This is a genomic window from Arthrobacter echini (assembly GCF_008107445.1).
Classification (GTDB): Bacteria; Actinomycetota; Actinomycetes; order Actinomycetales; family Micrococcaceae; genus Arthrobacter_D; species Arthrobacter_D echini_A.
In genome coordinates, this window is record NZ_VSLD01000015.1 from 1 (window position 1) to 22647 (window position 22647).

Here is a 22647-nt window from a genome sequence, read left to right on the forward strand (position 1 = left end):
TTCGAAACCAGCCAAAAAAACCAGCCACCACCACAACGACGGCGACCAGCAAATTCAACCAATCAACAAACAATCGGTATCAAAAAACTTGGCACACTATTGAGTTCTCAAACAACAGGAGCAAACGGCACCAAACACGATCAAACAACCATGTCATCGCTCCGAAGCAACTTCCTAAACCTACCCCCACCAACCCCACCAAGCAAATCCACCAAACCCTGCCGACCTGAAGCCAGCGAGACGATTTTGAGCAGACCCACCTGATGCGCTTCCCGGTTCGTCTGCGTGCAGTGCACGCGTCGATACTTGAAGATTTTCAGAGGGGGTGTGTCGCCCTCACCGGGGCAACATGATTACTGTACGACACCGCGAGCTCCAACGCCTAATCGGTCGGCGGGCCTGGCTTGCAGGCGCATCGATCGCGGTCGGGTCGAGCCGGAACGCGCCGTCAGCGGACCTCCACGACAGCGAGATTCCGCTTGCCCCGGCGCAGGAGCAGGTACTTCCCGTGCAGGAGGTCGGCGGGGTCCACGGAGTGGTCGACGTCGGTGATCTTCGTGTTGTTCACGTAGGCACCTCCTTCGGTCACGGTTCTGCGAGCCGCAGAGTTGCTGGCAGAGAGGCCGGTGAGCACGAGGAGTTCGATGACACCGAGGGAATCGGCGTCCACGGAGACGGCGTCGAGCTCGGCCGTGGCCGATCGGAGGGACTCGAGATCGAGTGAGGCCAGGTCCCCCTGCCCGAAGAGTGCCGCGGATGCGGCGATCACCTTGTCCGTCGCCTCGACACCGTGCACGAGCGAGGTCACGTCGTAGGCCAGGGCACGCTGCGCGGCCCGCTCATGGGGTCGCTCCGTCATCACCCGCTCGAGGTCCTCGATCTCGGCCCGGGTACGGAAGCTGAAGATCCTCAGGCGCTCGGCGACGTCGGCGTCGGCCGTATTGAGCCAGAACTGGAACATGGCGTAGGGGCTGGTCATCGCTGCGTCGAGCCAGACGGCGTTGCCCTCGCTCTTGCCGAACTTGGTGCCGTCGGAGTTCGTGATCAGCGGTGTGCCGATCGCGTGGACCGTGGCCCCCTCCACCTTCCGCACGAGGTCCGTTCCGCTGGTGAGATTGCCCCACTGGTCGGAGCCACCCGTCTGCAGCACGCAGTCGTAGTCGCGGAAGAGCTGCAGGTAGTCCATGCCCTGGAGGATCTGGTAGCTGAACTCCGAGTAGCTGATGCCCTCGTCGGAGTTCAGTCGCTTGGCCACCGTCTCCTTCTTGATCATCGTTCCCACGCGGAAGTACTTACCCACGTCGCGGAGGAAGTCGATGACGCTCATCGGCCCGGTCCAGTCGAGGTTGTTTACCATCCGTGCCGCGCTGTCGCCCTCGAAATCGAGGAACCTCTGCACCTGGCCCTGGAGGGAGCCCACCCACTGCGCCACGGTCTCCTTGGTGTTCATGGTGCGCTCCGCCGTCGGGCGGGGGTCTCCCACCAGCCCCGTGGAGCCGCCGACCAGACCGAGGGGGCGATGACCGGCCAGTTGCAGCCGGCGCATGGTGAGGAGCTGGACCAGATTCCCCAGGTGGAGGCTGGCAGCCGTGGGGTCGAATCCGCAGTAGAAGGTGACGGGCGGGCCTGCCAGCAACTCCTTCAGCTCAGCCGCATCCGTGGAGACGTGGACCAGTCCACGCCAGACGAGCTCGTCATGGACGTCGTCGAACGAGGGATCGTTGCGCTGACCTGCAAGGCCACTGACCGGGGTATCTGTTTGCTGGGACACCCTCTCAAATTATCAGTCGGCGATACCGGCGGGAATTCGGCCCGTCGAGATGAGTCGCAGACGCTGGGTGGGACGGGTCATGGCCACATAGAGGTCGCCGATCCGCCGTGACGCGGAGTCGAGCATCTCCTGTGGTTCGAGGATCACCACGCCGTCGAACTCAAGTCCCTTGGACTCGCGCGGCGAGATCACCACGATGTCCTGGCTGGGCCCGCCCGCTCCCGACCCGACGCGGTCACCGTACTGCGCGGTGAGCGCAGAGCGGGCTGACGGCAGGTGGGCGTCGGGCGCGATGACGGCGAGCAGTCCGCCGTCGATGGCCGCGAGCTCCTCGGGCACGGCGTCCACGAGCGCGGGCAGGAGGTCCGGCACCGTGTCGAGGACGGGCTCGAACCGCCCCTCCCGTACGGCTTTCGGCGCCGAGACCACGAGTCCTGCGGCGTTGGCCATCCGCACGGCGGCTTCGGCGATCTGCGCCGGCGTCCGGTAGTTGACGGTCAGCTCCTCCAGCTGCCACCGCTCCCCCACGAACGGTGCCAGTGCCTGCTGCCAGGAGCGCGAGCCTGCCCCCGAGCTCGTCTGCGCGATGTCCCCCACGATCGTGAAGGATTTCAGCGGGCAGCGCCGCATGAGCAGCCGCCACTGCATGGGCGACAGCTCCTGGGCCTCGTCGACCACGATGTGCCCGTAGGCCCAGGTGCGGTCGCCCGAGGCTCGGTCGGCCGCGGACACCCGGGTCACGGACACCTCGTTGTGACGGGCCAGATCCTCGGCCGTCAGCACCCCGTCCACCCCCGAATCCTCGAGGGACGAATTGACGTTCTCGAGCGTGCGTTCGGCGTTCGCGAGATCGCGCTTGCGCTCCTGCTCCCGTGCGGCGTCGTCCCTCCCCGCCGAGACGTCGAGGTCCCCGAGGAGTTCCGCGGCCTCGTCGAGCAGCGGCACATCCGCCTCGGTCCACGGAGCACCCGCGGGGCGCTCCAGCGCAGCGAGCTCCCCCTCGTCCAGCATCGGGGCAGCGGCACGCAGCAGCTCGGGGCGGGCGAAGAGCTCCGACACCAGCTTCTGCGGGGTCAGCGGCATCCACGCGAGATTCAGCGCGACCCGCACGTCCCGCGCGCTCCGGACATCCTCTGCGAGATAGGAGCGGTCCGCATTGTTCCCGCCGCCGGAGGACTCCTCGAGCAGCTCCAGCAGCTGCTCGGTGAGTTCCCGGAGCAGGGTCCGCACGAAGGTGACGCGGGCTTCGTTGTGCGGCTTCCCGGTGGCCCGGGCGCGTTCGCGGGCCCTGGAGACCTGCCGGGGTGTGAGGGTGAGCAGCGTGCCCTCGACGTTGAGTCGCTGGTCCTGGCCCGGGACCCGTTCGCGGTTGGCGACGGCGTTCCGGAGCACCTCGGCCATCCGGAGGCTCCCCTTGACCGCGGCCGTCCGCTCGTCCTCCTCCGGCACGGTGCGGACACCCGGCATCAGGGTGCCGATACCCGCCATCACCACGCCCGTCTCACCCAGGGAGGGCAGCACGCGCTCGATGTACTTCATGAAGGCGTCGGTGGGCCCCACCAGCAGCACGCCTGCCGACTTCAGGCGCTCCCGGTGGGTGTAGAGGAGATAGGCGGCCCGGTGCAGGGCCACGGCCGTCTTGCCCGTCCCTGGTCCGCCCTGGACCACGGTGACACCGGACAACGGCGCGCGGATGATGCGGTCCTGCTCTGCCTGGATGGTGCTCACGATGTCGGACATCTGGCCCGTCCGCCGGGAATCGAGCGCTGCGAGGAGAGCTCCCTCACCCTGCAGGGACGCGTCGTCCCCGAGCAGGTCGGCGTCCAGGACGTCGTCCTCGATCGCGACCACCTCGCGCCGGAACAGCATCAGGTGACGACGCCTTCGGACCCCCATGCGTTTGAAGGCGGTGGCCTGGTAGAACGTCCCCGCCTCCGGGGCACGCCAGTCCACCATGAGTTGCTGCAGGTCCTCGTCCGAGAGCCCGATGCGGCCGATGTACCGCTTGTCACCGCTGTCGAGGTCCAGCCGACCGAAGACGAGCCTGTCGTCGACGGCGTTCAGCTGCGCCAGGCGGTCCTCGTACATGGTGGCGAAGGCGTCGCGCTCGGAGCGGTTCTGGTGGGATCCGGCGGCCTGGGTGCGGCGCACGTCCGCGAGCTGACGGGCTTTCTCCGCACGCAGGTCGTCCAGACGGCTGTACAGTCCATCGACATAATCACGCTCGGCTTCGAGCTCTGTTCTCGTCTGGGACGTCTCGGGCATCGGACACTTCCTTCGAAAGGCGGACCGTCAAGTCTAGCGGGAGGGAGACGGGTGTCCGTCACACGGAGTGCAGGGTGTGGAGCGTCCGCTCGGCGAGCGCATCGCGTCCGCCGAGCCCGTCGATCTCGAGCACCACGGCGCAGGCGGCGACGACGGCCCCGGCACGTTCGAGCAGGGCGCACGCCGCGGCGAGGGTTCCTCCCGTCGCGAGGACGTCGTCGAGCACGAGCACGCGCGCTCCGGCCGGCAGATCGGATTGGTGGATTTCCAGCTCGGCCTGGCCGTACTCGAGGTCGTACGCCTCGCGGTACACGCTCCGGGGCAGCTTGCCTGCTTTGCGGATGGCCACCACGCCGGTGCCGGTGGCATAGGCGACGGCCCCGGCGAGGAGGAAGCCGCGCGCCTCCACACCGGCGACGGCGTCGAACTCCCCCGCGAAGGGTTCCGAGAGGGCGTCGATGATCGTCCGGAACGCCGCGGCGTCGGAGAAGACCGGGGTGAGGTCGCGGAACAGGATGCCGGCGGACGGCACATCGGGGACCACGACGCACAGGCGGTCGATGGCCTCCTGGGCCTCGAGGCCCAACGCGGACGGGGCCGCTGGTTCACGGGTGCTACTGCTGTCGACTCCGCTGTTCTTCACGGATCAACTGTACGGGCCGCCTTCTGCTTGCCCGGCCGGAATCTGGAAACCGTGGGCTCCCCGGGCAGCCAGAAGCGCCACGGGTACTCCGGAGTTCCCCCCGCGCCACTGATGCCCACCCGGGGGCCACGCTCCACCACCGTGGGCGCAGCCTCGGGCAGGACGAGCCCGAGGGGAGCGGCGAGGGCGTCACTGCCGTCGACGGTGCGGTCGAGTCCCAGCGCCTGGGCGAGGCGGGCGGGCCCGCGGGCGAGATCGAGATCGGTCGCCGGGCGGGAGCGCCGCTCGCGGGCCAGCTCGATGCCCTCCGTGATCGCCCCGGCGCGCAGGAGCAGGCCCGTGGCCCAGCCCTCGGTCCCGCACACGATGTTGGCGCAGTAATGCATGCCGTACGTGAAGTAGACGTAGAGGTGCCCGGCAGGCCCGAACATCGTGGCGTTCCGTGCGGTCCTGCCCCGGAACGCGTGGGAGCCGGGATCCTCCCTGCCCAGATAGGCCTCGACCTCGGTGATGCGCACGGTGACGGTCCCGTCGGCCGTGGCGTGGGTCAGCTGCGCTCCGAGCAGCCAGGGGGCCACGTCGAGGGCGCTGCCGGCCAGCAGCCGGCGCGTCGTGGGGTCTGTTCTGTCCTGTTCCGGCACCCGACGACGGTAGCAAGGCGCGCCCTCATCGCAGGACATGGGGCGCTGGTGCCGCACACCGCGATGTCCGAATCCCGCTAGTTCGAGTTCGTGACCGGTGCGAGGATGGCGAGATGGACTTCGGGCAGCAGTACGCCGCGATCGACGCGCGCGATGCCCGCTTCGACGGGCAGTTCATCACCGCCGTCTCGAGCACGGGCATCTACTGCCGGCCCTCGTGCCCGGCACGCACACCCAAGCCGGCCAATGTCACCTTCTACCGCACGTCGGCCGCCGCGCACGACGCCGGGTACCGGGCCTGCAAGCGCTGCCTGCCGGACGCCGTCCCGGGTGACCCGGCCTGGAACCTGCGGCGGGACACCGCAGCCCGGGCCATGCGCCTCATCGCCGACGGCGAGGTGGACCGGACCGGAGTGGACGGGCTCGCCGCCCGGCTGGGCTACTCCCCACGGCAGCTGGGCCGCATCCTCCGGCACGAGCTCGGCGCCGGAGCGCTCTCGCTGGCGCGGGCGCAACGGGCACAGACCGCGCGGACCCTGCTCACGGCGTCCACGCTGCGGTTCGCCGACGTGGCGTTCGCCGCCGGTTTCGGCAGTGTCCGCCAGTTCAACGACACCCTCCAGCAGGTCTTCGATCTCACGCCGGGCCAGGTGCGCGCGACAGCGCGGCGGGGCAGCGGCAGTGGACCCCCGGGCAGCGATCACGACGCCGGCGGTCCCGTCAGGATCTCCCTGCTCCTGCCCACGCGGCTGCCCTTCGACAACGGGATCTTCGACGTGCTGCGGGAACAGGCCGTGGCGGGGGTGGAGCAGGCCACCGCCTCGACCTATGCGAGGACGCTCCGCCTGCCCGGAGGGCCCGCCTGGTTCCACGCCGAGGCCGTGCGGACGGGCAGCAGCGGCGGGGCAGCCCTCCCGGTCACGGTCTCGGTGGGCGGCCTGGGCGATCTGCCGCCGCTGCTCAGTCGGATCAGGCGGCTCTTCGATCTCGACGCCGATCCCATGGCCGTGGATCTCGCACTCTCCCGCGTCCCGGTGCTGCGCGGGCTGGTCGCCTCCCGCCCGGGGCTGCGCGTACCCGGATCGGTCGACGCGGAGGAGACCGTCCTGCGCGCGCTCGTGGTGCAGGACATGCCCGGCCCCGGCACCACCGCGGCTCTCGACCGCCTCGCCGCCTTGGGCCCCGCGGTGCAGGGTCCGGGTTCGCCGCTGACCAGGCTGTTCCCGTCGGCGCAGCACATCGCAGCGGCGCCGGACGCGCTTCTGCCCGGATCGCCGGCCTGCAGACAGGCCCTCCGCACCGTGGCGCAGCAGCTCGCGTCGGGCGCGCTCGCCGTCGACGTCGGAGCGGACGCCGACGAGCTGCGCTCGCATCTGCTGGTGCTCGACGGCGTCAGCGCGGGGACCGCCGACTACGTGGTCATGCGCGTGCTCGGCCACCCCGACGTCGCGCTGACGGACGACCCGGACGTTCGGGACTCCTGGTCCGGGCTGGCCGCTCAGCGAGCGGCGACCATCCGGGCGACCGACGCGGGCGACCACCCTGCGCTCGACGAGGCGATGGCAGCGGCACGACCCTGGCGCTCCTACGCGACCGAGCATCTGCGCAGAGCGGCGAACCTACCGGATCTCGCGCCCGAGCAAGCAGCGCCACGCAGCTACGCCACGTACTCTTACCCAGCCAGCGAACGGAAGTAACCCACCATGCGTACCCCCACCGGGACCGCCGCCCTCCGCGGCGCGACCACCGTCACCATCGACACACCAGACGGCGCCTTCACCGTCATCGAGGCGGACGGTGCCGTGCTGTCCTCCGGCTGGACCGACGAGCCTGCGGAGCTCACGGGTCAGATCCACCCCAGCATCAGAGCCACGGCATTCGACCCGGCAGCGTCACATGTGCAGCCGATCCTCGACGCCGTGGCGCGCTACTACGACGGCGACTTCGACGTCGTCGCGCACGTGCCCGTCCGGCAGGTATCAGGCCCCTTCCGCACCCACGCCTGGGACGTGTTGCGCACGGTGCAGCCGGGCTCTGTCACCACCTATCTGCAGTACGCCGAGCGGGCCGGGAACCCGACCGCCGTCCGCGCTGTCGCCGGCGCCTGCGCCAAGAACGCCGCGGCGCTCTTCGTGCCCTGTCACCGGATCATCCGGACCGACGGCACGCTCGGCGGCTTCCGCTGGGGGCTTCCCGTCAAGCAGCGCCTCCTCGATCGGGAGGCCGGCCGCCTGGGCTGAAGCCGGACCGGCCGGATCAGGCGGTGACGAGTCGCTGCCGGGAGGCCATGTCCCGGTACAGCTCGCTGCTGTCGAGGAGTTCCTCGTGCGTTCCGGTCGCAGCGACCCTCCCCTGGTCGAGGACCACGATCTGGTCGAAGTCGGCCACGGTGGACAGGCGGTGCGCGACGACGACCACGGTCCTGTCCCGTGAGGCCTCCCCCAGGGTCCGCTGCAGCAGCTGCTCGGTCCTCGAATCGACGGCCGACGTCGGCTCGTCCATCAGCAGCAGGGGCCGATCGGCCAGGATCACGCGGGCCCATGCCAGGCGCTGGCGCTGCCCGCCGGAGAGTCGGATGCCGTCCTCCCCCAGATTGAGGTCGAGGCCGTCGTCGCTGCGGTCCCCGAGCGCATCGAGGCCCACGGCCGCCAGAACGCGGCGCAGCTGCTCGTCGGTCGCCTCCGGAGCAGCGAGCCGCAGATTGTCGGCGAGCGTACCGCTGAGCACCGGGGCCTCCTGCTCCACGAGGCCGATTTGCGAGCGCAGCGCCGAGCGCGGCAGATCGGGCAGCGCGACGCCGTCCAGGTGGATGGTGCCGTCCGTCGGCTCGTAGAAGCGCTCCAGCAGCGCCAGCACGGTGGACTTGCCGGCGCCCGAGGGACCTACGAGTGCCGTTCTGCTGCCCGCCGGAACGCTGAAACTCACGCCGTCGAGGACCAGCTGATCCGCGGCGTCGCGCAGTGTCCCGTCCTCCGGTGATCCTGGCGTCTGCTGCCCGGCACCGATCGCCGTCGCGTCGCCCTGTCCGGCGCCGTCGTCGTCCGCCGAGCCGTAGCTGAAGCTCACGTCGCGCAGTTCGATGGTGCCGGGTCGCGTGGCTGTGCTTGTGGGCGTTGAGTCTGCCGATTCAGCAGGCGTGAGGTCTTTCTCGTCCGCTCGCTCCGGTTCGAGCCGCGCGATCTCCTGGATGCGGTCCAGGGCCGCGAGTCCCGACTGGATCTGCACGAATGCGCCCATGGCGGAGCCGATCGGCATCACCAGGAGGAAGAGGTACAGGATGAAGGCGATCAGATCGCCCAGCTGCAGCTCCCCCGCCGCGACGCGGATGCCACCGACGGCGAGCACCACGATGAACGCGCCCTGGATGCAGATGGACATGATGGGCTGCACGGCCGCCTGCAGGCGTGCCATCGCTATGCCGGCGCGGAAGGCCGTGGTGGCTTCGACGTCGATCACCGCGGCCTCGCGCTCCTCGGCGACGGAGGCCTTGATCGTGCGGATGCCGGAGAGACCGCGCTCCACGGCGGCGGTCATCGAGCCGACCGCGTCCTGCACGTCGCGGCTGCGCTTGCGGATCAGCCGCCCGAGGAATAGGACCCCGCCGGCCCCCACCACGACGGCGCTCAGCGTGATGCCGAACAGGAGCGGATCGATCAGCACCATGAGGACGACGGCGGCGCAGAACATGAGGATCGAGGAGACGATCTCGAACAGGCCCGAGGTGATGACGCTGCGCATCAGGGTGGTGTCGGAGCCCACGCGGGAGATGAGATCGCCGACGCGCCGGCGGTCGAACTCCCGGATGGGCAGTGACAGCAGCTGCCCCACGAGGGACCGCCGTACCCCGAGGACCACGGACTCCGCGGTGCGTTGGAGCAGATAGGACTGGGCTGCGCCGAACACCGCCCCGCCGAGCGTGATGGCGACCAGGAGCCAGATGAAGATGGTGGCGGGCTCGCTGGCCGAAACCGAGTTGACCAGCTGCTGGACCATGAGTGGCTGGGCGATCGAGAGGCCCGTAGAGATCAGGGAGACGACGGCGACGACGACGAGGATCCGCACGTGTCCGCGCAGATAGGGGAAGAACTCCCGGAGGGTGGCACGCTGTGCGGTGGGCTGCATCCTCTTACGGTGCGCCGAGCCCTCCGGGGAGTCAAAGCACTTCGCGGCAGGCGTAGCGGGAGCGGTGATCGTCCGGGTACCAGCCCCTCCTGCATCTACCCCAGCGTCACCTCCGTGCGTACTCCCGGACGCCGTCGAGCTCCGCCTTCAGCGCGGTGAACTGACGCCGCACCGCCGTCGGCGCCGTCCCGCCCTGCGCGTCGCGGCTGGCCAGCGAGCCCTCGACCGTCAGGACCTCGCGGACGGCCGGGGTGAGGTGCGGCGAGATCCCGGCGAACTCCTCGTCGGTCAGATCCCAGAGCTCGACGCCGCGCTGCTCGGCGATGCGGACGGCCGCGCCCGAGAGCTCATGGGCCTCCCGGAAGGGCACGCCCTGCCGCACGAGCCACTCGGCAATATCGGTGGCGAGCGCGAAACCCTGCGGAGCCAATGACGCCATGCGCTCGGTGTTGAACACCAGCGTGGCGATCATGCCGGAGACCGCGGGCAGCAGCACCTCGAGCGTGTCGATGGCGTCGAAAACCGGTTCCTTGTCCTCCTGCAGATCCCGGTTGTACGCCAGGGGCAAGCCCTTGAGGGTGGCGAGCAGCCCGGTGAGATCGCCGATGAGCCGGCCGGCCTTGCCGCGGGCGAGCTCGGCGACGTCGGGGTTCTTCTTCTGCGGCATGATCGACGAACCTGTGGAGAAGGCGTCGTCGAGCGTGACGAACGAGAACTCCTTGGTGGCCCAGATGATGATCTCCTCGCTCACGCGGGAGAGATCCACGCCGATCATCGCGCTCACCCAGGCGAACTCCGCGTACACGTCCCGCGAGGCGGTGCCGTCGATGGAGTTGTGCGTCGCGGAGAAGAAGCCGAGATCGGCCGCGACGGCCTCGGGGTCGAGCCCGAGGGACGAACCCGCGAGGGCGCCCGAGCCATAGGGCGAGACACCGGCGCGGCGGTCCCAGTCCTGGAGTCGCTGCACATCGCGCAGCAGCGCCCAGGCGTGGGCGAGCAGGTGGTGGCTGAGCAGCACGGGCTGCGCGTGCTGCAGGTGGGTGCGCCCGGGCATCGGCACCTCGAGGTGTGTCTCGGCCTGATCGACGAGGGCGGTGATCGTCGCGAGGACGCCGCCCGCGATGATCCGGGCGTGGTTCCGCAGGTACATGCGGCCGAGCGTGGCCACCTGGTCGTTGCGGGAACGTCCTGCGCGCAGCTTCCCGCCGAGAGCGGGGCCAGCCCGCTCGATGAGCCCGCGCTCCAGCGACCCGTGCACGTCCTCGTCGGTCTCGGCCGGCTGATACGCGCCGGAGCGCACATCGGCGTCGAGAGTCTCCAGGGCGGCGGTCATGCCGGCGAGCTCGTCGTCGTCGAGCAGACCGGCTCGGTGCAGCACGCGGGCGTGGGCCTGGGACCCGGCGATGTCGTATGTCGCCAGGCGCCAGTCGAAGTGCGTGGACTTGCTCAGGGCCGCGAGGGCATCGGCGGGGCCGCCGGCGAACCGGCCGCCCCACAGCAATCCGGTATTCGTCCCCGAGCGCCCCCCTGAGCCGTCCCTCTGACCGTCAGCTGGCGCCATCAGGCGCCCGCCCGCTCGTCCCGGCTCGAGGCCACCTTGGAGGAGAGGCCGAAGATCTCGATGAAGCCGCGGGCCATCGACTGGTCGAAGGTGTCCCCGGAGTCGTAGGTGGCCAGATTGAAGTCGTAGAGCGCCACGTCGGAGCGGCGTCCCGTCACGGTGGCGCGGCCGCCGTGCAGGTCCATACGGATGTCGCCGGTGACGTATTTCTGCGTGTCGTCGATGAAGGTGTCGAGCGAGCGCTTCAGGGGCGAGAACCACTGGCCGTCGTAGACCAGCTCGGTCCAGCGCTGGCCCACGGCCTTCTTGAAGCGGGCCTGCTCGCGTTCGATCGTGACGTTCTCGAGCTCACGGTGGGCGGCGATGAGCGCCATGGCACCCGGCGCCTCGTAGATCTCGCGGCTCTTGATCCCCACGAGGCGGTCCTCGACGATGTCGATGCGGCCCACGCCCTGCGCGCCGGCGCGGCGATTGAGCTCCTCGATGGCCTGCAGCGGCGTGACTGCGTTGCCGTCGATCGCCACGGGAATGCCCTCCTTGAAGGAGATGGTCACCTCGTCCGCGGCGGGCGGGAACTCGGGTGATGCCGTGTAGTCGTAGACGTCCTTGGTGGGCCCGTTCCAGATGTCCTCGAGGAAGCCCGTCTCCACGGCGCGTCCCCAGACGTTCTGGTCGATCGAGAACGGGTTCTTCTTGGTGGTCTCGATCGGCAGTCCCTTCTCCTCGGCGAAGGCGATGGCCTTGTCACGTGTCAGGGCCAGATCGCGCACCGGGGCGATGCACTTCAGATCGGGGCCGAGGGTCTGGATGCCCACCTCGAAGCGCACCTGGTCGTTGCCCTTGCCCGTGCAGCCGTGGGACACGGTGGTGGCCCCGAACTGGCGGGCCGCGGCGACGAGGTGCTTGACGATCACCGGACGCGACACGGCCGACACGAGCGGGTACGCGTCCATGTACAGCGCGTTCGCCTTGAGTGCGGGCATGCAGTAGTCGGTGGCGAACTCCTCGCGGGCGTCGGCCACGTAGGCCTCGACGGCGCCGCAGTCGAGGGCGCGCTGGCGGATGGCCTCGAGTGATTCACCGCCCTGTCCGACGTCGACGGCCACGGCGATCACCTCGGCCCCGGTGGCTTCGGCGATCCAGCCGATGGCGACGGAGGTGTCGAGTCCGCCGGAGTAGGCGAGGACGATGCGTTCGGTCACGGGGAATGCTCCTTCTGGTGTCCGGGGGCTGCCCGGGAAATGGTGGTTCGGCGGTAAGTGGTGGTTCCGTGTCGGGTGGTGCGGATCGGGAACCGCTGCTGCTGCCAGCGTAGCGGTGGGTCTCGTCAGGTGTGCCGGCCCGGGATGGGCAGGTTCAGCTAGGCACTGGCGGATCGACGCCGCCCTGCTGCTCCTGCGCCAGGGCCAGGAAACGCTCGGCGAGGGCTGCGCCGCCGTCGACCTCCCGGCTGACGAGCATCACGGTGTCGTCCCCGGCGAGCGTCCCCAGCACGGAGGGCAGCACCGAGTGGTCGATCGCCAGGGCCAGGAAGTTCGCGGCACCGGGCGGTGTGCGCAGCACGGCGATGTTTCCCGACGATTCCGCCGTCACGAGCAGCTCGTTGCAGAGCCTCGCGAGCCGGGCGTCGAGTGCCTCCTGGGAGACACCGCTGCGCGAGTGCCGTCCGCCACCCTCCACGGGGACCGCGTAGATGAGGGCGCCGTCGGCTCCGCGCACGCGCACCACCCCGAGTTCCACCAGGTCCCGTGAGAGCGTTCCCTGGTTCACCTGCACGCCCTCCTCCGCCAGGAGCGCCGCGAGCTCCACCTGGGACCGGACGGACTGCGCCGTGAGCAGATCGGTGATCCGGGCATGCCTCGAGGTCTTCGTGGTGGGGCGGGCCGTATCGCGCTGCACGGTCACGAGCCCGGCTCCTGCGCCGAAACAGCCTGCCCGGACTGCGCGGACTGCTCTACGAGCCACGTCATGAGCGCCTTCTGGGCGTGCAGCCGGTTCTCCGCCTCGTCCCACACGAGCGACTGCGGGCCGTCGATCACGCCGGCGGAGATCTCGTACCCGCGGTAGGCGGGAAGGCAGTGGAGCACGACGGCGTCCGGCGCGGCACGCTCCATGGCCGCCTCGTCCACGGCGTAGGCACGGAACAGCTCCTGCCGCGCAGCCTTCTGGTCCTCCTGGCCCATGGAGACCCAGGTGTCGGTGGCCACCACGTCGGCGTCGGCGAGCGCGACGGCGGGATCCGTGGTGATCAGCACGGAGCCCCCGGTCTCGCTAGCACGCGCCTCGGCCACGGCGACGACGTCGGCGGCCGGGAGGAAGCCCTCCGGTCCGGCGATCCGCACGTGCATGCCCGCGGTGACCCCGGCGAGGAGATAGGAGTTGGCCATGTTGTTGGCGCTGTCTCCCAGGTAGGTCATGGTCAGGCCCGCGAGGGCGCCCTTGTGCTCGCGGATGGTGAGCAGATCCGCGAGCAGCTGGCACGGGTGGTAGTCGTCGGAGAGGGCGTTGATCACCGGGACCCGCGAGGCCGCCGCCATCTCCTCGAGACCGGCCTGCGCGTAGGTCCGCCACACGATGGTGGCCACCATGCGGTCCAGCACCTTCGCGGTGTCGGTGATGGACTCCTTGTGGCCGAGCTGCGAATCGCCCGCGCCGATGATCAGCGGTACTCCCCCCAGATCGGCGATGCCCGCCGCGAAGGACACGCGGGTGCGGGTGGACGTCTTGTCGAAGATCACGGCGACCGTCTTCCGGCCGGCGCCCTCACCTGCGAAGGGGGCGCGACTGTAGGGGCTCGCCTTCAGCTCCGCGGCGAGATCGAGGACCTCGGCCTGTTCCTGCGGGGACAGATCGGTGTCGACGAGGAAATGGCGCGTCATGCTGGTGCCTCCTGCTGGGTCCGGGCTGCAGCCAGGATGTCGGGTAGGGCGTCGAGGAAGCTCGCGGCCTGCTCGTGGGTGAGGATGAGCGGCGGGGCCAGGCGGATGGTCGCCGGGCCCGTCGCGTTGATGATGAATCCTGCGGTCAGGGCGGCCTGCACCGCAGCCGCTGCATGGTCGCCGTCGAGGTCGACGCCTATCAGCAGTCCGGCTCCGCGCACCGCGACGACGCCGTCGAGCGCCGCCAGCTGCTCCCGGAGATACCCGCCGACGTCGATCGCATTCTGCAGTGCCCCCGAGGTCTCCAGCACGTGCAGGGTGGCGAGCCCGGCCGCCGTCGCCAGCGGATTGCCGCCAAACGTGGTCCCGTGCTGGCCTGCACTGATCAGTGCCGAGACCTCCTCGCCGAAGGTCACGAGAGCGCCGACGGGCACGCCACCGCCGAGACCCTTGGCGAGCGTCATGGCGTCGGGGACCACGCCGTCCACCCACTGGTGCGCGAACCAGCGGCCGGTCCGTGCGATGCCCGACTGCACCTCGTCGAGGATCAGCAGGGCGCCGTAGCGGCGGGTCAGCTCCCGGGCCGCACGCAGATACTCGGGCGAGAGGGGCCGCACGCCGGCCTCCCCCTGGATCGGTTCGATGACGAGCGCCGCGACCGTCTCGTCCATGGCGGCGGTGAGGGCGTCGACGTCGTCGAACGCCACGTGCTCGACGCCGGCGGGCAGCGGTTCGAACGGCTTTCGGTACGCCTCCTTGGACGTCAGTGCCAGCGCGCCCATGGTGCGCCCGTGGAAGGCGCCGTCGAGTGCGAGGATGCGGTGGCGCTCGGGTGTGCTGTTGCGCCGCGCGAGCTTCACCGCAGCTTCCAGCGCCTCGGTGCCGGAGTTGGTGAAGAACACCCGGGACCCGGATGGCGCCTGCGCCAGCTCGATCAGCTTCTCGGCGAGCGCCACCTGCGTGGGACTCGTGAAGAAGTTGGAGATGTGACCGAGCGTCGCGAGCTGACCGGCCACGGCCGACGTCACGAACGGGTGGGCGTGGCCGAGCACGTTGACGGCGATGCCGCCGAGCAGATCGAGGTACTGCTGCCCGTCTGCGTCCCAGACGTAGCAGCCCGAACCACGGACGAGAACGCGCTGAGGGATGCCGAAGACGCCGAGCAGGGAGCCGGTGTAGCGGGCGAGCCAGTCGGCGCCCGAGCCCGAACCGGTCAGCTCGTCGAGCATCCCGCTGTCCGCCGATGCGGCACCCTCGGGTGCCTGCTGCTCCGTGTGTGCCTCGCTCATGAAGCCTCCCCCGCTGTCTCGTCCACGTTCTCGTTCAAAGTTTCGTTGGCAGTTCCGTCCGCGGTTCTATCCACCGGTGCACCCGGGCCCGGCACCACCTGCGTGCCGATGCCCGCCGTCGTGAAGGTCTCCAGCAGCATGGAGTGCGCCAGCCGCCCGTCCACGATGTGCGCGCGTTCCACCCCTGCCTCGACGGCCTGCAGGCACGCCGTCATCTTGGGAATCATGCCGGATTGCAGGGTGGGCAGGAGCTCGCGCAGCTGCCCGGTGGTCAGAGACGAGATGAGCGAGCCGCGATCGGGCCATGCCGCGTAAAGGCCCTCCACGTCGGTGAGGATCACGAGCTTGGATGCCCCGAGCGCTCCGGCCAGCGCAGCGGCCGCGGAGTCGGCGTTGACATTGAGGACCTGCCGGGTCGCGGCGCCGTCGACGTCGTACTCGGGTGCGACCGTGGAGATCACCGGGATGCGTCCTGCCTGCAGGATGTCGAGAATCGCCCCGGGCTGCACGGCGGTGACCTCGCCGACGAGGCCGAGGTCCACCTCCTCGCCGTCGACCACTGTCCCGGTGCGCACGGCACGCAAGAGGCCGCCGTCCTCCCCCGACAGTCCCACGGCGTAGGGGCCGTGGGAGTTGATGAGGCCCACGAGCTCGCGGCCCACCTGGCCGGTGAGGACCATGCGCACCACATCCATCGCCTCGGGGGTGGTGACGCGCAGCCCGCCCCGGAAGTCGGATTCGATGCCGAGCCGTTCCAACATGGCGTTGATCTGGGGTCCGCCGCCGTGGACCACTACGGGGTGGATGCCTACGTGGTGCAGGAAGACGATGTCCTCGGCGAACGCGCGGCGCATGGTCTCGTTGACCATGGCGTTCCCGCCGTACTTGATCACCATGGTGGTGCCTGCGAAGCGCTGGATCCACGGCAGGGCCTCCATGAGGGTGGCGGCCTTGTCCTGCGCTCGCAGCGTCGAGGCGGACGGCCTCTGCTGGGTCTCTGTAACTTCCATCAGCTCGTCCATCAGCTCGAGTACGCGCTGTTCTCGTGCACGTACTCGTGCGTGAGGTCGTTGGTCCAGATGGTGGCGCGGGCCGATCCTGCGGCGAGGTCGATCTCGACCTCGACGTCGCGACCGGTCAGGTCCACCAGGTCGCGGGAGTCGCCGATGCCGCCGTCGCGGCAGATCTGCACGCCGTTCATCGACACGTTGAGCCGGTCGGGGTCGAACGCGGCGTCAGTGGTGCCCACCGCGGCGAGCACGCGCCCCCAGTTCGGGTCGTTGCCGAAGATGGCCGTCTTGAACAGATTGGAGCGGGCGACGGCGCGGCTGACCACCTCGGCGTCGCGCTCCGACGCCGCGTTGACGGTGGTGACGGCGATGGTGTGGCTGGCGCCCTCGGCGTCGTTGATCAGCTGAGCGGCCAGATCGAGGCAGACGCCGGTGAGCGCCTCGGTGAACTGCGCCTGGTCGGGGGCGATGCCTGCGGCCCCCGAGGCCAACAGCACCACGGTGTCGTTGGTGGACATGCAGCCGTCGGCATCGGTGCGGTCGAAGCTCACGCGGGTCGCCTCTCGCAGCGCGGCGTCGAGTGCCTCGGCATCGAGCGCGGCGTCGGTGGTGAGGACCACGAGCATCGTCGCGAGCCCGGGCGCGAGCATGCCGGCGCCCTTCGCCATCCCGCCGATCGCGTAGCCCTCGCTCGCCGAATCCGCCGTCGCCGGGTAGCGCGCCTCCTTGGGCACCGAGTCGGTGGTCATGATCGCCTCCGCCGCGGTGGGTCCGCCGCCCCGTCCGAGGGAACCGGCCGCGTCAGTGACGCCGTCGAGGAGCTTGTCCATGGGCAGCTGTTCGCCGATGAGTCCGGTGGAGCAGACGATCACGTCGCTCGCGGAGATGCCCAAGAGGTCGGCGGTGACCTCGGCCGTGCGGTGGGTGTTCCCGAAGCCATCGGGTCCCGTGCAGGCGTTGGCTCCGCCGGAGTTGAGCACGACGGCGTCCGCCCGCCCGTCGGTAATCACCTGGCGGCTCCAGCGCACCGGAGCGGCGGCGACGCGGTTGGACGTGAAGACCGCGGCGGCGTTGTGGAGCGGGCCGTCGTTGACCACGAGCGCGACGTCGGGCTTGCCGGTGCTCTTGAGGCCGGCGGGGACGCCTGCGGCGCGGAAGCCGCCGGGATAGGTGATGCTCATGGTGCGATCCCCTGGAGGGTCAGGCCAGCGGTCTCGTCGAGGCCGAGGGCGATGTTCATGGACTGCACGGCGCCGCCGGCGGTCCCCTTGGTCAGATTATCGATCACGGCGCTGACGATCACGCGGCCCGCGTGCTCGTCGAACGCGAGCTGCAGGGTGGCGTGGTTCGAGCCGAGCACGGACTTCGTGGTGGGCCACTGGCCCTCGGGCAGGACGCGAACGAAGGGTTCGTCGGCGTAGGCCGCCTCCCAGGCCTCGCGCAGGGCCGCGTACCCGACCCCGGGCCGGACTTTCGCCGTCGCCGTCGTGAGGATGCCGCGTGCCATCGGGGCGAGGGTGGGCGTGAAGGACAGCGAGACCGGCGCCCCTGCTGCGAGGCTGAGACCCTGCTCCATCTCGGGGGTGTGGCGATGGCCTCCCCCGACGCCGTACGGGCTCATGCCGCCCATCACCTCGGAGCCGAGCAGGTTAGCCTTAACGGCCTTTCCCGCGCCGGAGGTCCCGGACGCGGACACCACGACGACGTCGTCGTGCTCCAGGAGTCCGGCGGCGAAGCCCGGGGCGAGGGCGAGGAGCACGCTCGTGGGGTAGCAGCCCGGGACGGCGATGCGTCGCGCGCCTGCCAGACTTTCCCGGTGGCCGGGCAGTTCCGGGAGCCCGTAGGGCCAGGTTCCGGCGTGCGGGGAGCCGTAGAACTTCTCCCACACGGCGGGATCCTGCAGACGGTGGTCAGCGCCGGCGTCGATCACGAGGGTGTCGGCCGGGAGCTGGGCGGCGATGTCGGCGCTCGCGCCGTGTGGCAGGGCGAGGAAGACGACATCGTGCCCCGCGAGGACCTCGGGGGTGGTGTCCTGCAGCATGCGGTCGGCCAGGGAGTGCAGCTGGGGCTGGAGCTCGCCGAGCGTGGATCCGGCGTTGCTGTGGGCAGTGATGGCGCCGATCTCGATGTCGGGGTGGTTCGCGAGGAGACGCAGGATCTCGCCTCCGGCGTAGCCGCTGGCGCCGGATACTGCTGCGGTGAACGTCATTCCTCGAGCCTACAGCAACTTCATGCAGTAGCGTACATACTTATGCAAAAGGTTGGTGCTGCTTCCTATCGGCCCAGCGGCCGGAGCTGCTCGTCGTCCACGGGAAACGACACCGTGTAGTAGAGCTGCGGAGCGGTCATGTCGCCCCAGTCGTCCTTCTTCACCCGGACCTCGTCGGGCGAGACTTCCGCAATGCGAACGCGCAACCAACCGCCGTGGTCAAGCCGTACCTCGTATGGGTCGGCGAGATAGGAGAGTCCGAGCTCGTCGAGGGTCTCCTCCGCCGTCAGCCAGTCCACTACGTCGGTCCGGTGTCGTCCCAGCAGGTCGATAGCGACGAATCCGTCGTCGACCGGCTTCATCCAGCCGACCCGCTCCCTGTCCTCGGCTCGTCGGTGTTCGATCCAGTCCGTGTCCATCGCTCGAAAGTAGCATCCGACCACATCATGATTCCCCAATCTCGAAGCAGGTTCACCGTGGTCAAGACATCGACGAGGGACCCGCCCAGCCGGTCTACAAGCCACCCCACGACTTTGTCGCCGGCGCCTCTTGGGAAGATGTGCTCACGCGGGAGTATTCAAGACGCATCTCCCAGCGGCTCTGCCCTAGAAAGTCCTAGCGACAGCAGCACTGAGACACTTCACGATGAGGCAGCTTTCTGAGACAGTCGGAGCCCCGCGAACTCGCCGAAATTTTGGGGCCCTGATCAGAGAGAGGTGGTGGCTTAGAAACCTGTAGATTTCCGAGACACTCGCGGAACATGCTCGAGCCAGATCATGAGGTGGCGGTGCGCTCTCGTCGCTGGATCTCCCGGTACACGGTCGTTCGGGAGACACCCATGAGCTCGGCGATCTCCACCCGGGTGTACTCGCCCCCATCGACTAGGCCAAGGAGGTGCTTGCGCTGGTGATTCGAGAGTTTGGGCTGCTTCCCGCGGAGCCGGCCCTTGGCCTTCGCGATAGCCATCCCCTCCCGGGTTCTGGCGCGGATCAGGTCGGACTCGAACTCGGCCACGATCCCCAGGACGTTGAACAGGAGCCTGCCGATCGGATCGGTCGGGTCGTAGATGCTGCCGCCCAGGCTCAGGGCCACGTCTTTGCGGGTGAGCTCATCGGCGATGTCACGGGCGTCGAGCACTGAGCGTGCCAACCGGTCGAGTTTCGTCACGACCAAGGTGTCACCCTTCCGGCAGGACGCCAACGCCTCACGCAGGCCGGGCCTGGTCCGGTTCGTCCCGGTGAAGCCGTGGTCGACGTGGATGTTCTCCTCATCGACGCCAAGAGCCATCAGGCCCTCTCGTTGGGCGGTGAGGTCTTGGCCAGCAGTCGAGACGCGCGCGTATCCGATCTTCACCAAACCAGTGTTGCAGATAAGGTACCGTTGCGCCCGTCTTCATCGTCCACCCTAAACGTCCACTGCCCCGTTTGACGGGGCAGTCGTTTCTGTCGTTTCTCGAGGTCGCCTGCACAACTTCCCGAAGTCGCCTGCACGGGCGCAGACCGACCGGCTTGCGGACACGCCCAATCAAGGAGAAGTCCTACTCCGTGTGCAACAGTTAGCCATGCCGCTCTCGCCGCAAGGTCCGCGAATGAACCCAGCCCTAGCTCCTTTGTTATTGGCCGTCCTGAGTGGTGTTGTGTGGCAGAACTTCGGTCAAGACGCACTGTTCATTCCCTCGCACATCGTCTCCATCGCCCTGGCGATCAGCGTGCCAATCGCCTATGTCTTCGTAGGTAAGCGGCGAGGCCGTGCATTCCAACACCTTCAACGCGGCACAATATTGCTCTTGATCGCCGCGGTACCCATGCTCGTCGCCAATGGTCTGTACCTCTCGTACAAGTCAGCAGACGGAGCGGCCGGTGACATAGGAGGCATTCTGGTCATGCTCCTAGGATGGGCAGCTCTTACAGGGACCTCCGCGTCGCTAATTAACTCGTCCTCATCAGGACCAAGAATCAAAGCTGCGCGCTAGCCAATCGTCCTGCGGGACTCTCCCGTCGTGCGTGCGACGCATGCAAAGTAGTTCACGGTTAGCCTCAATTCGTAGATCGAACGGACGCAGCAGCCCTAAGCCACCGTGATGACCCCTTCTCGGTTCCCAGAAACTTAGGACAGCGATGGATGACCACATGTCGAAGCTGACATTGGAGCGCGGGGTCGCCTTGCACCGACGGTGGGGTCGTGCCGACGTTCAGCTGGAAGGGCTGCAGTGGTCCATCGACGGTAAGCCCCTAGCGTCCACCTTGCAGGAGGCTAGGTCATCAATGCAGAAGGAAGGGCGCCGTCTCACGGCTGATCTCTACTATTCCGTTTTGCAGCGACGCAAGGATTTCTGTGGGGACGCTGGGCGCGACGCGCTACGGTTCCTACTAGGCGAACACAAATGGGAGGAGTTTTCCGGCCGTGTTCCACTCCTCATCGGGCAGTGTATGCATGTCGAATGCGCCGTGATTAGCGCCGTCATCGAACATAAAGACGACGTTGTAACCTGGGGGCAGTTTCAAGCCCACCAACCTGGTCCGGGCCTGCCCGGGTACCCTTTTCCACCCACTATCATCTACACGTTCGATCGCGAACAACACGACTCCGTTCTACGTGCTGCCCAAGATCAGATCTAGGTCGGTGGAAGTGCCCGATCAGGGATCGGCATACGAGGACTTCGTGGGAGCGACGGGATGGTCCGAATCAGTGGATGCCCAGTCAGCGGTGGAGTCAGCTGATCGCTAGGTCCCGAAGACCAGCGCTAGAAAAGCGATTCCGCAGACCATGGTGACCGGGACCGTCACGACACACAGAGCGAACATCAGGCCTCGCTTGCCCCGTAGCAACGACTGTCCGGTTTCCTTCGGATTCACGACGAACCATCCAATTCCGATCATGGAGAGCACAAGACCTAGCAGCCCGAAGATGAACGAGCCGAAGTAGATGAGGGATATGACGGGTCCGTAAGCCATAAGCGATAGATCCTCCTGAGGGGGTTCGGCAGTTCTCTCGGGGCCACTTTGCGTCAGCGACGACGATCATCAGTCGCCCGGCCTACCAGCATCCCAGTCGAGAACTCGTTCCAACGACAGCAGGGCCAGAGGGACCGCGATGTCCCGCTGATCGAGCCATCAACGGACCGCTGCAAGGGATTTGTCCATGTTTTTGGTGATCGGTAGGAGTTAGAATTCGGAGGTGCCGCTGCCGAAAGGGGAGCACGTGTCTGAATGGTTTCAAATACACGCCAGAAACAAACGCAACTACGTGTGGCTCACCCTCTGCGGACAAGGTAAACCGAAAATCATGGGAGAACCCTGGTACACACCCGACGGCGTGACCGATGTGTGGTCGTTAATTGAGGACTGGCGTCCTGAGAAACTTCCCTTCCCGGTATGGTTTGCTCCCTACAACGGAGGCAAGACGTACGATGACCTGCTGTGGACCGGTGGGGCAGCGTTGAAGATTGCCTCCACTGGTTTCATCGAGGCACTTCGCGCCGCTGAGGTCACCGGTTACCAGACCTTCGACGTCGAGGTTCGAGATCACGCCGGCGCACCTGTCGAGGAATACACCGGCTTCGCGACCGACCCGTTCCCGGGCTCTGACATTCAGAATTTCCGCGGTCAAACAGGTCAGAACTATGTTTTCATCGCCAACCAGCGTGTCGTCGACACACTGCACGATCACGGAGCTGACCGGCTGGACATCAGCCCCTACACCCCCGACTAATGTCGGAGCCCTCGCGCAGGAAACAAATCATGCGACCGTAACTTGGTGTCGGAACATACCAGTCTTAGGCGCCGCGGCCATACGAACCGGAGCGCCTCAGCATCACCGCGCCACCACAGCGAACCAACTTCAAAGATCTTCACGACGGTCCTTCACCGATCAGGGTCGGAGAAGGATCCTCCTGCGAAACGGACATCCCGCTACACGTTGCGGCTGTCGAGTATGAGGATGGAGGGATGACGCTCTCCCCCGCGCAGTGACCTTGCAGCCGCACCATGGATCGCGGCGATCGGTGATCACTGGTGGGATCTGGTGACGCTAGGTCCGCCCGGTTTGATACACAAGACCGACGCCGTTCAATTACCTTGCATCTCCTCAGCACCCGGGACCACATTTTAGTTGCGCTACGGCAATAATGTGGCCCTTCGCATTTAGGCGTGGTTGGTTCGTTTCGTGCGGTAGGGGCGGTGACCGCCGGCGGCGAGGAGGCAGCGGAGTCTGTAGTTGGTGAAGTTGCGGAATCCTCTGGCGATGCGGCGGGTGGTT

General features: G+C 68.0%; 20 protein-coding genes. 4 read left to right on the forward strand and 16 right to left on the reverse strand.

Annotated features, from left to right (window positions below; genetic code table 11):
* The coding region (locus FQ377_RS15035) for a hypothetical protein (RefSeq protein WP_222861890.1) at positions 1–230 on the forward strand (230 nt) is incomplete at its 5' end.
* 218 nt (positions 231–448) lie between these two features.
* Here the strand turns inward: FQ377_RS15035 and tyrS are convergent.
* The 4 genes from tyrS to FQ377_RS14295 are packed head-to-tail and all read right to left on the reverse strand — an operon-like array spanning position 449 to position 5320.
* Positions 449–1771, reverse strand: a complete 1323-nt coding sequence (gene tyrS / locus FQ377_RS14280; protein ID WP_148601853.1) for a tyrosine--tRNA ligase — start codon at positions 1769–1771, stop codon at positions 449–451.
* 12 nt (positions 1772–1783) lie between these two features.
* Positions 1784–4036, reverse strand: a complete 2253-nt coding sequence (locus FQ377_RS14285) for a HelD family protein (RefSeq protein ID WP_148601854.1) — start codon at positions 4034–4036, stop codon at positions 1784–1786.
* A gap of 58 nt (positions 4037–4094) precedes the next feature.
* The gene (locus FQ377_RS14290; RefSeq protein WP_148601871.1) at positions 4095–4622 is read right to left on the reverse strand and encodes an adenine phosphoribosyltransferase; all 528 of its coding nucleotides are present in this window, start codon (positions 4620–4622) and stop codon (positions 4095–4097) included.
* 53 nt (positions 4623–4675) lie between these two features.
* Positions 4676–5320 carry a DNA-3-methyladenine glycosylase gene (locus FQ377_RS14295; RefSeq protein WP_262364483.1) on the reverse strand — a complete coding sequence of 215 codons (645 nt, stop codon included), beginning with the start codon at positions 5318–5320 and terminating at the stop codon, positions 4676–4678.
* 113 nt (positions 5321–5433) lie between these two features.
* Between FQ377_RS14295 and FQ377_RS14300 the strand changes: the two genes are divergently transcribed.
* Both FQ377_RS14300 and FQ377_RS14305 read left to right on the forward strand, forming a co-directional pair.
* Positions 5434–7017: a bifunctional transcriptional activator/DNA repair enzyme AdaA gene (locus FQ377_RS14300; protein ID WP_148601856.1), complete on the forward strand. Its 1584-nt coding sequence runs from the start codon at positions 5434–5436 to the stop codon at positions 7015–7017.
* A 6-nt stretch (positions 7018–7023) separates the two neighbouring features.
* The gene (locus tag FQ377_RS14305) at positions 7024–7560 is read left to right on the forward strand and encodes a methylated-DNA--[protein]-cysteine S-methyltransferase (RefSeq protein WP_148601857.1); all 537 of its coding nucleotides are present in this window, start codon (positions 7024–7026) and stop codon (positions 7558–7560) included.
* Between the two features lie 16 nt (positions 7561–7576).
* Here the strand turns inward: FQ377_RS14305 and FQ377_RS14310 are convergent, their stop codons facing one another.
* From FQ377_RS14310 to FQ377_RS14365, 12 genes are all read right to left on the reverse strand, one after another.
* On the reverse strand, positions 7577–9442 hold the full coding sequence (locus FQ377_RS14310) for an ABC transporter ATP-binding protein (RefSeq protein WP_148601858.1): 1866 nt from the start codon (positions 9440–9442) through the stop codon (positions 7577–7579).
* A gap of 106 nt (positions 9443–9548) precedes the next feature.
* The gene (gene argH, locus FQ377_RS14315; RefSeq protein ID WP_148601859.1) at positions 9549–11003 is read right to left on the reverse strand and encodes an argininosuccinate lyase; all 1455 of its coding nucleotides are present in this window, start codon (positions 11001–11003) and stop codon (positions 9549–9551) included.
* Positions 11003–12205 carry an argininosuccinate synthase gene (locus FQ377_RS14320; RefSeq protein ID WP_148601860.1) on the reverse strand — a complete coding sequence of 401 codons (1203 nt, stop codon included), beginning with the start codon at positions 12203–12205 and terminating at the stop codon, positions 11003–11005. Before FQ377_RS14320 ends, argH begins: the two co-directional genes overlap by 1 nt.
* 154 nt (positions 12206–12359) lie before the next feature.
* Positions 12360–12908 (reverse strand): arginine repressor, encoded by a 549-nt coding sequence (locus FQ377_RS14325; RefSeq protein WP_148601861.1) that lies wholly within the window; start codon positions 12906–12908, stop codon positions 12360–12362.
* Positions 12905–13882, reverse strand: a complete 978-nt coding sequence (gene argF / locus FQ377_RS14330) for an ornithine carbamoyltransferase (RefSeq protein WP_148601862.1) — start codon at positions 13880–13882, stop codon at positions 12905–12907. The genes FQ377_RS14325 and argF overlap by 4 nt, the downstream gene beginning before the upstream one ends.
* Positions 13879–15111: an acetylornithine transaminase gene (locus FQ377_RS14335; protein WP_262364484.1), complete on the reverse strand. Its 1233-nt coding sequence runs from the start codon at positions 15109–15111 to the stop codon at positions 13879–13881. The genes argF and FQ377_RS14335 overlap by 4 nt, the downstream gene beginning before the upstream one ends.
* A 56-nt stretch (positions 15112–15167) precedes the next feature.
* A complete protein-coding gene (gene argB, locus FQ377_RS14340; RefSeq protein WP_148601864.1) occupies positions 15168–16181 on the reverse strand; it encodes an acetylglutamate kinase in 1014 nt (337 codons plus the stop codon).
* Positions 16182–16192: 11 nt separating this feature from the next.
* Positions 16193–17362, reverse strand: a complete 1170-nt coding sequence (gene argJ, locus FQ377_RS14345) for a bifunctional glutamate N-acetyltransferase/amino-acid acetyltransferase ArgJ (protein WP_148601865.1) — start codon at positions 17360–17362, stop codon at positions 16193–16195.
* Positions 17359–18390 carry an N-acetyl-gamma-glutamyl-phosphate reductase gene (gene argC, locus FQ377_RS14350; RefSeq protein ID WP_148601866.1) on the reverse strand — a complete coding sequence of 344 codons (1032 nt, stop codon included), beginning with the start codon at positions 18388–18390 and terminating at the stop codon, positions 17359–17361. The genes argJ and argC overlap by 4 nt, the downstream gene beginning before the upstream one ends.
* A 65-nt stretch (positions 18391–18455) precedes the next feature.
* A complete protein-coding gene (locus FQ377_RS14355; RefSeq protein WP_148601867.1) occupies positions 18456–18809 on the reverse strand; it encodes a hypothetical protein in 354 nt (117 codons plus the stop codon).
* 355 nt (positions 18810–19164) lie between these two features.
* On the reverse strand, positions 19165–19677 hold the full coding sequence (locus tag FQ377_RS14360) for a recombinase family protein (protein ID WP_316245935.1): 513 nt from the start codon (positions 19675–19677) through the stop codon (positions 19165–19167).
* 1436 nt (positions 19678–21113) lie between these two features.
* Positions 21114–21344: a hypothetical protein gene (locus FQ377_RS14365; RefSeq protein ID WP_148601869.1), complete on the reverse strand. Its 231-nt coding sequence runs from the start codon at positions 21342–21344 to the stop codon at positions 21114–21116.
* A gap of 223 nt (positions 21345–21567) precedes the next feature.
* Here FQ377_RS14365 and FQ377_RS14370 point away from each other — a divergent pair, with 223 nt between their 5' ends.
* A complete protein-coding gene (locus FQ377_RS14370) occupies positions 21568–22101 on the forward strand; it encodes a hypothetical protein (RefSeq protein ID WP_148601870.1) in 534 nt (177 codons plus the stop codon).
* The last annotated feature ends 546 nt before the right edge of the window (positions 22102–22647 follow it).